This is a genomic window from Nonomuraea sp. KM88 (assembly GCF_052245635.1).
GTDB lineage: Bacteria > Actinomycetota > Actinomycetes > Streptosporangiales > Streptosporangiaceae > Nonomuraea.
Genome location: NZ_JBQQCC010000020.1, coordinates 125,884 through 141,406 on the forward strand (window position 1 = coordinate 125,884; position 15,523 = coordinate 141,406).

Sequence of the window (15,523 nt, forward strand, 5' to 3'; positions counted from 1 at the left end):
CTAGGAACTCCCGCCTTCAAGGGCGAGCTGAATCAGGAGGTCGGCGTCCATGCTGTCGATCTCCTCGGTCCTGCCGTTCGTCTCCTCGTCCTCCGGGCCGGCCAGGCGGAAGAGGCTGTCCAGCAGTCCGGCCGCACGCAGTCGTTCGATCGGGATGGTCATCAGGAGCTGCCGCACCTCGGCGTCGCTGCGGGCGTCGGCGGGTTCGGCCGTGCCCGCCGCGACGGCTGGGAAGAGCTGTTCCAGGACGAACCGCGTCAGGTCGTGGGGAGTCGGATAGTCGAAGATGAGCGTGGCCGGGAGTTGCAGGCCGGTGGCCGTGTTGAGCTGGTTGCGCAGTTCCACCGCGGTCAGCGAGTCGAAGCCGAGCTCCTGGAACTGGCGCTGCGGCTCGATCGCCGACTCGTCGGCGAACCCGAGCACCGCGGCCACCTGGCCCCTGACGACCTCCGACAGGGTGGCCTCGATCCTGTCCGGTTCCATCGTGGCGAGCCGTTCCGCCAGCCCTTGGCCAGGCCGGGTACGGCGGGGTCTGGTGCGGTTCCTGGCCTTGGTGAACTTCGCCGGGACCAGCACGGGGCGGCCGGAGCGGACGCCGAGGTCGAAGAGCGCCAACCCCTCCTCGGTGGACAGCGGTCTCACGCCCCCGCGCTCCATGCGGCGCAGGTCCGCCGCGTTGAGCTCGCCCGCCATGCCGCTGGTCGTCCAGAGGCCCCAGGCCAGCGAGGTCGCCGGCAGGCCATGCACCTGGCGGTGGTGGGCCAGGGCGTCCAGGTAGGCGTTGGCCGCGGCGTAGTTGGCCTGGCCCGCGCTGCCCAGCACCCCGGCCAGCGAGGAGAACAACACGAACGCTCTCAGATCGAGGTGCTGCGTGAGCTCGTGCAGGTGCCAGGCGGCATCGGCCTTGGGCTTGAGCACGGCGTCCAGGCGGTCGGCGGTCTGGGCGGCGATGACGCCGTCGTCCAGGACACCAGCCGTGTGCACCACGCCCACCAGCTCGTCCACACTCTCCAGCACCCGGGCGAGCGCCTCCCGGTCGGCCACGTCGCAGGCGGCCACGTTCACCTCGGCGCCCAGTTCGGACAGCTCGGTCGCCAGCTCGGCCGCGCCTGGCGCGTCCGGGCCGCGCCGGCTGACCAGCAGCAAATGCCGTACGTCGTGCTCGGTCACCAGGTGACGGGCCACCAGCGCGCCCAGCCCGCCCGTGCCGCCCGTGATCAGCACCGTGCCGTCCGCGCCGAACACCGGCTCGTGCTGCTCCAGGTCCGTCGCGCGACTCAACTTCGGTGTCAGGAGCCTGCCGTCCCGGACGGCGATCTCGGATTCGCCGGTCGCCAGCGCCCGGCCCACCGTCTCGGCGTCCAGCCGCTCGCTGTCGGCGTCCGGCCGCTCGGCGTCGGCGTCCAGGAGCACGACCCGGCCGGGCTGCTCCGACTGCACGGCCCGAACCAGGCCCCACACCGCCGCCTGCGCCGGGTCGGGAACGTCGTCCCCGGCCGCCGCGACGGCCTGGCGGGTGACGATCACCAGCTGCGACGACGCCAGGCGCTCGTCAGCCAGCCACTCCTGCACCAGGGCCAGCGCCGCGCGGGTCGTGGCGTGCAGGTCCGCACCCGCGCAGCGGGCCACGACCGCGTCCGGGACGTCCGCCGCGTCGATGGAGGCCAGATCCGGGTGGACCCCCGCCCCCGTGCCCAGGTCGTCGGTCCCCAGCACGACCCACCGGGCCGTGTCCTGCTCGGTGGCGGCCGGGACCGCGGTCCACTCGAGCTGGTGCAGGGACGTCAGATTGCCCGCCGTGAGTTCGGTGGACAGGGCGCGCAGGGTCAGCGCGTCGATCTCGGCCACCGGGGCGCCGGTCTCGTCCGCGATGCTCAACCTGATGCTGGTCTCGGAGGAGCCGCGGGTGACCTTGACCCGCAGGCCGGTCGCGCCCGCCGCGTGCAACGACACGCCGTTCCAGGCGAACGGCAGATACGGCCGCCCTTCCGCTCTCGGCACCAGATCACCCAACGCCGCGGCGTGCAGCGACGCGTCCAGCAACGCCGGATGCAACCCGAACCGTCCCGCATCGGCGTGCCCCTGCTCGGGCAGGGCGATCTCGGCGAACACCGCGTCCCCGTCCTGCCAGGCAGCCACCAAACCCTGGAACAACGGCCCATACTCCAGACCGATCGCCGCCATGTCGTCATACAGGTGCTCGACATCAACCGGCCGGGCACCCGCCGGCGGCCACTGCCCCGCAACCCCGACCGGCTGCTCACCCTCCTCAGCCAGCAACCCCTGCGCGTGCAGCGTCCACTCCGCCTGACCCTCACGCGAGTACAACCCCACCGGGCGGCCACCAGCGTCATCACACGGACCGGCCACCAGCTGGACATCCACCCCGGCTCCGGCCGCCACCACCAACGGCGCCTGCATCGTCAACTCGACCAGCCGCGCACACCCCAGCTCCAGACCCGCACGCAACGCCAGCTCCACCAGCGCCGCCCCCGGCACCACCACCCGGCCATCCACCTGATGATCAACCAGCCACGACTGCCCATCGAGCGACAACCGGCCCGTGAAGGTATGGGTGTCGGAGTCCGGTGCGGAAATGGCGGCACGAAGCATGGGATGGTCGATGGCGCCCAATCCGGCCGCGCCCACATCCTGCGACTCCAGAGCCGCCGGCACCCAGAACCGCTCATGCTGGAACGCATACGTCGGCAGATCCACGAACCGGCCCGGGGCCAGCGCCGCCGTCCAGTCCACGGCGACACCCTCAACGTGCAGCCGGCCCAGCCCTTCCACCAGCGCCCGAACCTCATCCCGGTCCTTACGGACAGCCGGCACGAACACCGCATCCACGCTCTGCTGCGCCAGCCCCGTCAGCACCCCATCCGGACCCACCTCCAAGAAGCAGGTCGCCCCGCAAGCCGTCACCCCATCCGCGAACCGCACCGCGCCACGCACATGCTCCACCCAGTACGAGGGATCCGTCAGCTGACCAGGCTCGGCCAGACGACCCGTCACGTTCGAAACGACCGCAATCGTGGGCTCGTGGAAGGTGATCCCGCTGATCACCTCCGCGAAGTCGGCCAGCATCGGCTCCATCAACGGCGAATGGAACGCATGCGACACCCGCAACCTGCGCGTCCGCGCCTCCACCTGGCTCTCGATCTCCGCGATCGCCGCCTCATCACCAGAGACCACCACCGCAGCCGGACCGTTCACCGCCGCAATCCCCACCCGGTCCTCACAACCAGCCAAAAGCGGCAGGACGTCCGTCTCCGGGGCGGCGACGGCCACCATCGCCCCACCGGAAGGAAGCGCCTGCATCAACCGAGCACGAGCAGCCACCAGCGTGCACGCATCCTCCAGCGAGAACACCCCCGCCACATGAGCAGCGGCGATCTCCCCGATCGAATGCCCCACCAGCACATCCGCCCGCACACCCAACGAAGCCAGCAACCGATACAACGCCACCTCGAAGGCGAACAGAGCAGGCTGCGTCATCCCCGTCTCATTCAACACACCGTCCGGATCGGCGAACATCACCTCACGCAACGAATGCGGCAACAACACCTCGAACCGAGCGCAGATCTCCTCCAGCGCCTCCGCGAACACCGGGAAGTGCTCAACCAGCACCGACCCCATCCCGACCCGCTGACTGCCCTGGCCAGCGAACAACAACGCCAGCTTCCCACCGGAACCACCACCCGAGATCGCAGCGGAGGGATCGCCGGCCAGCGCCCGCAACCCGGCCACCAACTCGTCCCGATCGCCGCCCACAACGACCGCACGCTGTTCCAGCACCGCCCGGCCCGTCGCCAGCGACCACGCCACATCCGCCGGGTCCAGCTCCGGCCGCGCCGTGATCCACGACGCGAGCCGGTCGGCCTGCGCCTCAAGCGCCTCCGGGCTCTTCGCCGACACCAGCAGCGGCACGACCGGCCGCTCGCCAGGACGTTCCGATTCCGGCTCCGTGACCGGGCCCTGCTCGATGATCACGTGAGCGTTCGTGCCACTGATCCCGAACGACGACACAGCGGCCCGGCGAGCATGCCCGTTCTCCTGCCACGGCTGCGCCTCGGTCAGCAGCTTCACCGCACCCGCCGACCAGTCCACATGCGGAGAAGGCTCGTCGGCGTGCAGGGTTTGGGGAAGCATGCCGTTACGCAGCGCCATGACCATCTTGATCACACCGCCCACACCGGCGGCGGCCTGCGTGTGACCGATGTTCGACTTCAGCGAGCCCAGCCAGAGCGGCTGCTCCCGGTCCTGCCCGTACGTGGCGAGAATGGCCTGCGCCTCGATCGGGTCACCGAGCTTCGTACCGGTGCCGTGCGCCTCCACCGCGTCCACGTCGGCGACCGACAGACCCGCGTTCGCCAAAGCCTGCCGGATCACCCGCTGCTGCGACGGACCATTCGGAGCCGTGATCCCGTTACTCGCACCATCCTGATTGACCGCACTCCCCCGCACCACCGCCAGCACCCGATGACCGTTACGGCGAGCATCCGACAACCGCTCCACCAGCAACACACCAACGCCCTCACCCCACCCCGTGCCATCAGCACCAGCCGAAAACGCCTTACACCGCCCATCCGCAGCCAACCCCCGCTGCCGCGAAAACTCGATGAACATCCCCGGCGTCGACATCACCGTCACACCACCGGCCAACGCCAGATCACACTCACCCGACCGCAACGCCTGCGCCGCCCAATGCAACGCCACCAACGACGACGAACACGCCGTATCCACCGTCACCGCCGGGCCCTCCAACCCCAACGTGTACGACACCCGGCCCGACACCAAACTCCCACCACTGGTATTCGCCGGCGTCCCCAACCCATAGTCGTGATACATCACCCCCGCGAACACACCCGTCCGACTCCCCCGCAACCCCACCGGATCAATCCCCGCCCGCTCAACCGCCTCCCACGACGCCTCCAGCAACAACCGCTGCTGCGGATCCATGGCGAGCGCCTCACGCGGCGAGATCCCGAAAAACCCCGGATCGAACTCAGCCGCGTCATACAGGAAGCCACCCTGGCGGGTGTAGGTCTTCCCCGGCGTGCCGGGCTCCGGCCCGTACACTCCTTCGACGTCCCAGCCGCGGTCGGCGGGGAAGTCTCCGATGGCGTCCTGAGCCTGTGCGACCAGCGCCCACAGATCCTCCGGCGACAGCACGCCGCCGGGGTAGCGACAGGCCATCCCCACGATCGCGATCGGCTCGTCGACCGCGGTGGCCGCCACGACGGCCTGCGCCGACTGCCCGCCGAACAGTTCGTCCGCCAGGAACTCCGCCACCGTCTCAGCGGTCGGGTAGTCGAAGATGAGCGTGGCCGGAAGCGGCAGCCCGGTGGCCGCCGTGAGCTGGTTGCGGAACTCGACGGCCGTCAGGGAGTCGAAGCCGAGTTCCTGGAACTGGCGTTGCCGGTCGATCGCCGACCCGTCCGCGAAGCCGAGGACCGTGGCCGCGGTGCCGCGTACGACGTCCGAGAGCGCCGCCAGGCGTTCTGCCGGGCTCAGCGCGGCCAGTCGCTGTGCGAGCCCGCCGGACGAACCCGCGCGGCGCACCGCAGCGCGGCTGCCGGCCTGGGTCTGGACGAACCGTGCGGGGATCAGCGCGGCCCTGCCCGAGGACACGGCGGTGTCGAAGAGGGCCAGCCCGTCGTCGATGGACAGCGGCTTCACCCCCGCGCGCTCCATGCGGCGCAGGTCGGACTCGTCGAGCTCACCTGCCATGCCGCCGGTCGCCCACAACCCCCAGGCCAGCGAGGTCGCCGGCAGGCCGTGCACCTGACGGTGGTGGGCCAGGGCGTCCAAATAGGTGTTGGCGGCGGCGTAGTTGGCCTGGCCCGCGCTGCCGAGCACCCCGGCCAGCGAGGAGAAGAGCACGAACGCTTTCAGGTCGAGGTGCCGGGTGAGCTCGTGCAGGTGGTGGGCGGCGTCGGCCTTGGGCCTCAACACCCCGTCCATGCGCTCGGGAGTGAGAGAGGCGATGACGCCGTCGTCCAGGACGCCGGCCGTGTGCACCACCCCAGCCAGCCCGTCCACGTTCTCCAGCAGCTGGGCGAGCGCGTCACGGTCGGCCACGTCGCAGGCCGCCACGTCCACCTCGGCACCCAGTTCGGACAGCTCCGCGGCCAGGTCGGCCGCGCCAGGCGCGTCCAGCCCGCGCCGGCTGACCAGCAGCAGGTGCCGTACGTCGTGCTCGGCCACCAGGTGACGCGCCACCAGCGCGCCGAGCCCGGCCGTGCCACCGGTGACCAGCACCGTGCCGTCGGGGCCGAACACCGGCGCACGATCGGCCAGCTCCGCGACCCGGCCCACACGCGGCACCAGCAGCCGGCCATCCCGCACCGCGACCTGCGGCTCGCCGGTCGCGAGCGCATGGCCGACCGTCTCGGCGTCCAGCAGCTCGGTGTCGGCGTCCAGCAGCACGAACCGGCCGGGCTGCTCGGACTGCGTGGCCCGTACTAGGCCCCACACGGGTGCCAGGCCGAGGTCCACGTCCTCGTCCGCCTGCACGGCCACCCCGCCACGGGTGACGATCACCAGCTGCGACGATGCCAGGCGCTCGTCGGCGAGCCACTCCTGTACCAGGGCCAGCGCCGCGCGGGTCGTGGCGTGCAGGTCCGCGCCCGCGCAGCGGGCCACGACCGCGTCCGGGACGTCCGCCGCGTCGATGGAGGCCAGATCCGGGTGGATCTCTGCCCCGGTGCCCAGGTCGTCGGTCCCCAGCACGACCCACCGGGCCGCGTCCTGCTCGGCGGCGGCCGGGGCCGCCGCCCACTCGAGCTGGTGCAGCAGGCCCTGGCTTTCAGCCGCGCTGAGCTCGGCCGTCGACACGGGCCTCAGGGTGAGGGCGTCGATCTCGGCCACCGGGGCGCCGGTCTCGTCCGCGATGCTCAACGTGATGCTGGTCTCGGAGGAGCCGCGGGTGACCTTGACCCGCAGGCCGGTCGCGCCCGCCGCGTGCAACGACACGCCGCTCCAGGCGAACGGCAGATACGGCCGCCCTTCCGCTCTCGGCACCAGACCGCCCAGGGCCGCGGCGTGCAGCGACGCGTCCAGCAACGCCGGATGCAACCCGAACCGTCCCGCATCGGCGTGCCCCTGCTCGGGCAGGGCGATCTCGGCGAACACCGCGTCCCCGTCCTGCCAGGCAGCCACCAAACCCTGGAACAACGGCCCATACTCCAGACCGATCGCCGCCATGTCGTCATACAGGTGCTCGACATCAACCGGCCGGGCACCGGCCGGCGGCCACTGCGCCAGCCCGAGCAGCGGCTGCTCCGTCTGTCCGGCCAGGATGCCCTGCCCGTGCTGGACCCACTCGCCCGCGCCGGCGTTGCGGGAGTGGATGCTCACCTGGCGGCCACCCGACTCATCGCATGGCCCGGCCACCAACTGGACGTGTACTCCGCCGTCGGCCGGCACCAGAAGGGGCGCCTGGAGGGTCAGTTCGAGCAGGTGCGGGGAGTCCAGTTCCTGGCCGACGCGGAGCGCCAGCTCCACCAGCGCCGCGCCCGGCACCACCACCCGGCCGTTGACCTGGTGATCGGCCAGCCACGGCTGCGCGGCGAGCGACAACCGGCCCGTGAAGGTGTGGGTGTCGGAGTCCGGTGCGGAAATGGCGGCACGAAGCATGGGATGGTCGATGGCGCCCAGCCCGGCCGCGCCCACATCACCGGAGTCAGGGCTGACCGGCACCCAGAACCGCTCATGCTGGAACGCATACGTCGGCAGGTCCACGAACCGACCCGAAGCGAGGACCGCTTCCCAGTCCACGCCGATGCCGTGAACATGCAGCCGTCCCAGCGCTTCGACCAGCGCCCGGACCTCATCCCGGTCCTTACGCACAGCCGGCACGAACACCGCATCCACGCTCTGCTGCGCCAGCCCCGTCAGCACCCCATCCGGACCCACCTCCAGGAAATGGGTCGCCCCGCAAGCCGTCACCCCATCCGCGAACCGCACCGCACCACGTACGTGCTCGACCCAGTACGAGGGGTCGGTCAGCTGGCCGGGCTCGGCCAGACGACCCGTCACGTTCGAGACGACCGGAATCACCGGCTCGTGGAAGCCGATCCCGCTGATCGCCTCCGCGAACTCGGCCAGCATCGGCTCCATCAACGGCGAATGGAACGCATGCGACACCCGCAACCGGCGCGTCCGCACCAGCGCCTGGCCCTCGATCTCCGCGATCGCGGATTCGTCACCGGACACCACCACCGCAGCCGGACCGTTCACCGCCGCGATCCCCACCCGGTCCTCACGACCAGCCAGCAACGGCAGGACATCGACCTCCGGGGCAGCCACCGCCAGCATCGCCCCACCAGAAGGCAACGCCTGCATCAACCGCGCACGAGCAGCCACCAACGTGCAGGCATCCTCCAACGAGAACACCCCCGCCACATGAGCAGCAGCAATCTCCCCGATCGAATGCCCCACCAACACATCCGCCCGCACACCCAGAGAAGCCAGCAACCGATACAGCGCCACCTCAAAGGCGAACAACGCAGGCTGCGTCATCCCGGTTTCGTTGAGCACACCGTCCGGGTCGGCGAACATCACCTCACGCAGCGAATGCGGCAACAACACCTCGAACCGAGCGCAGATCTCGTCCAACGCCTCCGCGAACACCGGGAAGTGCTCAACCAGCACCGACCCCATCCCGACCCGCTGGCTACCCTGACCCGCGAACAACAACGCCAGCTTCCCACCGGAACCACCTCCGGAAATCACTCCGGACGCGTCCTCGTCGGCCAGCGCCCGCAGGCCTGCCACCAACTCGTCCCGATCAGCACCCACGACGACCGCACGCTGCTCCAGCACCGCCCGGCCCGTCGCCAGCGACCACGCCACATCCGACACCGGCACCGACGACCGCGACTCCACCCACGACGCGAGCCGACCGGCCTGCGCCCGCAACGCCCGCACATCCTTCGCCGACACCAGCCACGGCACCACCGGCAGCTGTCCCACCGGCTCAGGCTCCGGCTCCGCGACCGGGCCCTGCTCGATGATCACATGAGCGTTCGTGCCACTGATCCCGAACGACGACACCGCGGCCCGGCGAGCATGCCCGTTCTCCTGCCACGGCTGCGGCTCCGTCAACAGCTTCACCGCGCCCGCCGACCAGTCCACATGCGGAGAAGGCTCGTCGGCGTGCAAGGTCTGGGGCAGCATGCCGTTGCGCAGCGCCATCACCATCTTGATCACACCGCCCACACCGGCGGCGGCCTGCGTGTGACCGATGTTCGACTTCACCGACCCGAGCCAGAGCGGCTCCTGCCGATCCTGCCCATACGTGGCGATGAGCGCCTGAGCCTCGATCGGGTCACCGAGCTTCGTACCGGTGCCGTGCGCCTCGACCGCGTCGACGTCCGCCGCCGACAGTCCCGCGTTGGCCAGCGCCTGCCGGATCACCCGCTGCTGCGAGGGCCCGTTCGGGGCGGTCAGGCCGTTGCTGGCGCCGTCCTGGTTGATCGCGCTGCCCCGCACCACGGCGAGCACCTGATGCCCGTTACGTTCCGCGTCGGACAGCCGCTCCACCAGGAGCATGCCGACGCCCTCGCCCCAGCCGGTGCCGTCGGCGTCGGCGGAGAACGCCTTGCACCGGCCGTCGGGGGACAGGCCGCGCTGCCGCGAGAACTCCACGAAGGTGCCGGGCGTGGCCATCACGGTCACGCCGCCGGCCAGCGCCAGATCGCACTCGCCCGACCGCAACGCCTGGACTGCCAGGTGCAGGGCCACCAGCGAGGAGGAGCAGGCCGTGTCGACCGTGACGGCGGGGCCTTCCAGGCCCAGGCTGTAGGACACCCGGCCGGAGGCGATGCTGCCCGAGCTGCCCGTGCCGATGAGCCCTTCGAGCTCGCCCGGCACGGCCGACAGCTGGGGCGCGTAGTCGTGGTACATGACTCCGGCGAACACGCCGGTCCGGCTGCCGCGCAACCGGGTCGGGCTGATCCCGGCCCGCTCGATGGCCTCCCACGACGTCTCCAGCAGCAGCCGCTGCTGCGGATCCATGGCGAGGGCCTCACGCGGCGAGATCCCGAAAAACCCCGGATCGAACTGGGCGGCGTCGTAGAGGAACCCGCCGTGCCGCGCGTACGAGGTGCCGCGGCTGTCGGGGTCGGGGTCGTAGAGCTTGTCCAGGTCCCAGCCACGGTCGGAGGGGAACTCCCCCACCCCGTCGCGGGCCTGCGCCACCAGCTCCCACAGATCCTCCGGCGACAGCACACCACCCGGATAGCGGCACGCCATCCCCACGATCGCGATCGGCTCGTCGACCACCTTCGTGGCGGTCACGGCGGCCTGGGCGGCCTGCCCACCGGCCAGCTCGCCGGCCAGGAATTGTGCCACGGCCTCGGCCGTCGGGCAGTCGAAGACGAGGGTGGCCGGCAGGCGCAGCCCGGTGGCCGCGTTCAGCTGGTTGCGGAACTCGACGGCCGTGAGGGAGTCGAAGCCGAGTTCCTGGAACCGTTTGGCCGGCTCGACCGCCTCCGCGCCGTCGAAGCCGAGCACGGTTGCCGCATGGGTGCGGACCAGCTGGAGGAGGTCGGTCGGGTTCGTGCCCACCGTGCTCGTCCTGCGCGCGGGCACGCGGACCAACCCGTGCAGGAGCGCGGGCAGCGTACCCGCCTGTGCTTGGGCCTGGAGAGCCGGGATGCTCAGCACGGCCGGGACCAGGACGGGGTGTTGTGCGCGTACTGCGACGTCGAACAGGGCGAGCCCGTCGGCGACGGGCATGGGCATGATGCCGCCGCGTTCGAGGCGGCGCAGGTCGGACGCGTCGAGCTCGCCCGCCATGCCGCCGGTCGCCCACAGACCCCAGGCCAGCGAGGTGGCCGGAAGCCCCTGGGCCTGCCGCAGCTGGGCGAGCGCGTCCAGCGAGGTGTTGGCGGCGGCGTAGTTGCCCTGGCCGGCGCTGCCGAGCACCCCGGAGATGGAGGAGAACAGCACGAACGCCTTCAGATCGAGGTGCTGCGTGAGTTCGTGCAGGTGCCAGGCGGCGTCGGTTTTGGGCTTGAGCACGGCGTCCAGGCGGTCGGCGGTCTGGGCGGCGATGACGCCGTCGTCCAGGACGCCAGCCGTGTGCACCACGCCCGCCAGCTCGTCCACGCCCTCCAGCACCTGGGCGAGCGCGTCACGGTCGGCCACGTCGCAGGCGGCCACGTCCACCCGGGCGCCCAGCTCCGACAGCTCGGTCGCCAGCTCGGCCGCGCCTGGCGCGTCCGGGCCGCGCCGGCTGACCAGCAGCAAATGCCGTACGTCGTGCTTGGCCACCAGGTGGCGGGCCACCAGCGCGCCCAGCCCACCCGTGCCACCGGTGACCAGCACCGTGCCGTCGGGTCCGAACACCGGGTCGCGATCGGCCGGATCGGCGACCCGGGTCACACGCGGCACCAGCAGCTGACCGTCCCGCACCGCGACCTGCGACTCGCCGGTCGCCAGCGCCTGGGTCACCACTTCCGCGGCGTCGGTGTCCGCGTCCAGGTCCAGCAGCACGAACCGGTCCGGCTGCTCGGACTGCGCGGCCCGCACCAGGCCCCACGCCGCCGCCTGCGCCGGGTTCGGGACATCGTCCTGTCCCACCGCGAAGGCCCCGCGCGTGACGACGACCAGCCGCCGCCCCGGCTCGTCGGCGGCGCCGAACTCCTGCAGCGCGGCCAGCACGTCGTGCGTGGCCCGCCTGGTCGTGTCCGGGGCCGGCGTCTCGGACACCGGCACGTCGAAGATCTCGTACGGCGGCTCGGACCGAGCGGCGCGGCCGGCGGGCCGTACCCAGCCGACCGTGAACAGGCTGTCGTGACGGGCCGTCTCCTGTACGGCGGAGCTCGGGCGGAGCGTCACCGAGCCGACCTCCATGACGGGCGCCCCGGCGGTGTCGGCCATGGTCAGGGCGACCACACCGTCGTTGCCCGTGGGCGCGATCCTGACCCGCAGGACCGTCGCGCCATCCGCGTGCAGCGTCACCTGGTTCCAGGAGAACGGGACGTACGGCCGTCCTGGCTCGGCCCGCGGCAGCAGACCGGCCATGGGAATGGCGTGGAGGGACGCGTCCAGGAGCGCCGGGTGCAGCCCGAAGCGCCGGGCCTCGGCCTGGGCCGTCTCCGGCAGGGCGAGTTCGGCGTAGACGGCGCCGTCCCGCTGCCAGACGTTCTGGAGGCACCGGAAGGTGTCGCCGTACTCCATGCCGGTCGCGGCCAGGTCGTCATAGACGCCGCCGGTGTCGACGGGCTGAGCGCCGGGCGGCGGCCACTGCGCGAGGTCGAGGCCCGGCGCGGGGACGGCCTGGGTGAGCACGCCCTGGGCGTTCTGCCGCCAGTCGGCGCTCTCCTCCGCCCTGGAGTAGATGGTCACCTGGCGGCTGCCGGATTCGCCGGGCTCCGTCACCACCACCTGGAGATGCAGGCTCCCCCGCTCCGGCAGGACCATCGGCGCCTGGAGGGTGAGTTCGTCGAGCATCGAGCAGCCGGTCTCGTCGCCGGCCCGTACGGCGAGCTCCACCTGCGCCGTCCCCGGCACGATCACCTGACCGGCCACCACGTGATCGGCCAGCCACGGCTGTTCCGCCAGCGACAGGCGGCCGATGAGCGTGAGGGTGCCCGTTCCGGGGGCGGGCACGGTGGCGGTCAGCAGCGGGTGGTTCACGGCCGCCAGCCCGCCGCCCGAGGCGACGTCGCCGGTGGCGTAACCGGCGTCGAGCCAGTACCGGCGGCGCTGGAAGGCGTAGGTGGGCAGGTCGACGAATCGGGTGGGGACGCCGGCGAAGTAGGCGTCCCAGTCCACGGTGACGCCTTCGACGTGCAGCCGGCCCAGCGCTTCGACCAGCGCCCGGACCTCATCCCGGTCCTTACGCACAGCCGGCACGAACACCGCATCCACGCTCTGCTGCGCCAACCCCGTCAGCACCCCATCCGGACCCACCTCCAAGAAATGAGCCGCCCCGCAAGCCGTCACCCCATCCGCGAACCGCACCGCACCACGCACATGCTCGACCCAGTACGACGGGTCGGTCAGCTGGCCGGGCTCGGCCAGGCGACCCGTCACGTTCGAGACGACCGGAATCACCGGCTCGTGGAAGCCGATCCCGCTGATCGCCTCCGCGAACTCGGCCAGCATCGGCTCCATCAACGGCGAATGAAAAGCGTGCGACACCCGCAACCGGCGCGTCCGCACCAGCGCCTGGCCCTCGATCTCCGCGATCGCCGCCTCGTCACCGGACACCACCACCGCAGCCGGACCGTTCACCGCCGCGATCCCCACCCGGTCCTCACGACCAGCCAGCAACGCCAGCACCTGCTCCTCAGGCGCGGCGACGGCCAACATCGCGCCACCAGAAGGCAGCGCCTGCATCAACCGCGCCCGGGCCGCGACCAGCGTGCAGGCATCCTCCAACGAGAACACCCCCGCCACATGAGCAGCAGCAATCTCCCCGATCGAATGCCCCACCAACACATCCGCCCGCACACCCAGAGAAGCCAGCAACCGATACAGCGCCACCTCGAAAGCGAACAACGCAGGCTGCGTCATCCCGGTTTCGTTGAGCACACCGTCCGGGTCGGCGAACATCACCTCACGCAGCGAATGCGGCAACAACACCTCGAACCGAGCGCAGATCTCGTCCAACGCCTCCGCGAACACCGGGAAGTGCTCAACCAGCACCGACCCCATCCCGACCCGCTGGCTACCCTGACCCGCGAACAACAACGCCAGCTTCCCACCGGAACCACCTCCGGAAATCACTCCGGACGCGTCCTCGTCGGCCAGCGCCCGCAACCCGGCCACCAACTCGTCCCGATCAGCACCCACGACCACCGCGCGCTGCTCCAGCATGGACCGCGCGGAGATCAGCGCCTTACCGGCGACGGCGGGTTCGACGTCGTTCGCCGAAGCCCAGGCGGCGAGCCTGCCCGCCTGTTCGTGCAGCGCGCCGGCGTCGTTGGCCGAGACCAACCACGGCACGGCGGGCAGGACGGGAGCGTCGGCGGGCTCGGGAACGGCCGGGCCCTGCTCGACGATCACATGGGCGTTGGTGCCGCTGACGCCGAACGACGAGACGCCGGCGCGGCGCGGCCGGTCTGCCTGGTCCCACGGGCGGGCCTCGGTCAGCAGCTCGACCGCGCCGGCCGTCCAGTCCACGTGCGGAGAAGGCTCGTCGGCGTGCAGCGTCTGGGGCAGCACCCCGTGCCGCATGGCCATGACCATCTTGATCACACCGCCCACACCGGCGGCGGCCTGTGTGTGACCGATGTTCGACTTCAGCGAGCCGAGCCAGAGCGGCTGCTCGCGGTCCTGCCCGTACGTGGCCAGAATGGCCTGCGCCTCGATCGGGTCACCGAGCTTCGTACCGGTGCCGTGCGCCTCGACCGCGTCCACGTCAGCCACCGACAGGCCGGCGTTGGCCAGCGCCTGCCGGATCACGCGTTCCTGGGAGGGCCCGTTCGGGGCGGTCAGGCCGTTGCTGGCGCCGTCCTGGTTGATCGCGGTCCCGCGTACGACGGCGAGGATGTGGTGCCCGTTGCGCTGGGCGTCCGACAGCCGCTCCACCAGGAGCATGCCCGCGCCCTCACCCCAGCCGGTGCCGTCGGCGTCAGCGGAGAACGCCCTGCACCGGCCGTCGGCCGACAGGCCGCGCTGCCGGGAGAACTCCACGAAGACGTTGGGCGTGGCCATCACCGTCACGCCGCCGGCGAGGGCGAGGTCGCATTCGCCCGACCGCAGGGACTGCGCCGCCAGGTGCAGCGCCACCAGCGACGACGAGCAGGCCGTGTCCACGGTCACCGCCGGCCCTTCGAGGCCGAACGTGTACGCGACCCGGCCGGAGGCGATGCTGCCCGCGCTGCCGTTGAGCACGAACCCTTCGAATCCGTCCGGCGCCTGCGGCAGGCGGGTGCCGTAGTCGTGGTACATCACGCCGGCGAACACGCCGGTGCGGCTGCCCCGCATGGCCTTCGGGCTGATCCCGGCCCGCTCGATCGCCTCCCACGACGTCTCCAGCAGCAACCGCTGCTGCGGGTCCATCGCGGTCGCCTCGCGTGGCGAGATGCCGAAGAGCCCGGGGTCGAACCGGTCGGCGTCGTGCAGGAAGCCGCCCTCGCGGGCGTAGCTGGTGCCGTGGTGGCCGGGGTCGGGATCGTACAGGCCCTCCAGGTCCCAGCCACGGTTGTCGGGGAAGGTGCTGATCGCGTCGCCCGCCTGGGTGAGCAGCCGCCAGAGGTCCTCGGGGGAGGCCACACCGCCGGGATAGCGGCAGGCCATGCCGACGATCGCGATGGGCTCGTCGGCGGGCGCGGTCCGCACGGCTGCCTGCTCGGCCCTGGAGGCGCCGCTGAGCTCCGCGTACAGGTGCTCGGCCAGCTCGCCGGGGGTGGGGAAGTTGAACAGCAGCGTGGCGGGCAGTCTCAGGCCGGTGGCGGTGTTGAGCCGGTTGCGCAGCTCGACGGAGCTCAGCGAGTCGAAGCCGAGGTCCTTGAACGCGGTGCCGGTGTCCACCGTGTCGGCGTTGGCGTGGCCGAGCACG

1 protein-coding gene (cut by a window edge) is annotated in these 15,523 nt (G+C 71.4%); it reads right to left on the minus strand.

Annotation, left to right across the window (positions count from 1 at the left end):
• Positions 1-15,523, minus strand: partial view of an SDR family NAD(P)-dependent oxidoreductase gene (locus tag ACTWPV_RS41145; RefSeq protein ID WP_443155939.1) — the 3' portion only. The gene runs 12,146 nt beyond the window's last position; only the last 15,523 of its 27,669 coding nucleotides appear in the window; its start codon lies off the right edge, out of view; its stop codon occupies positions 1-3.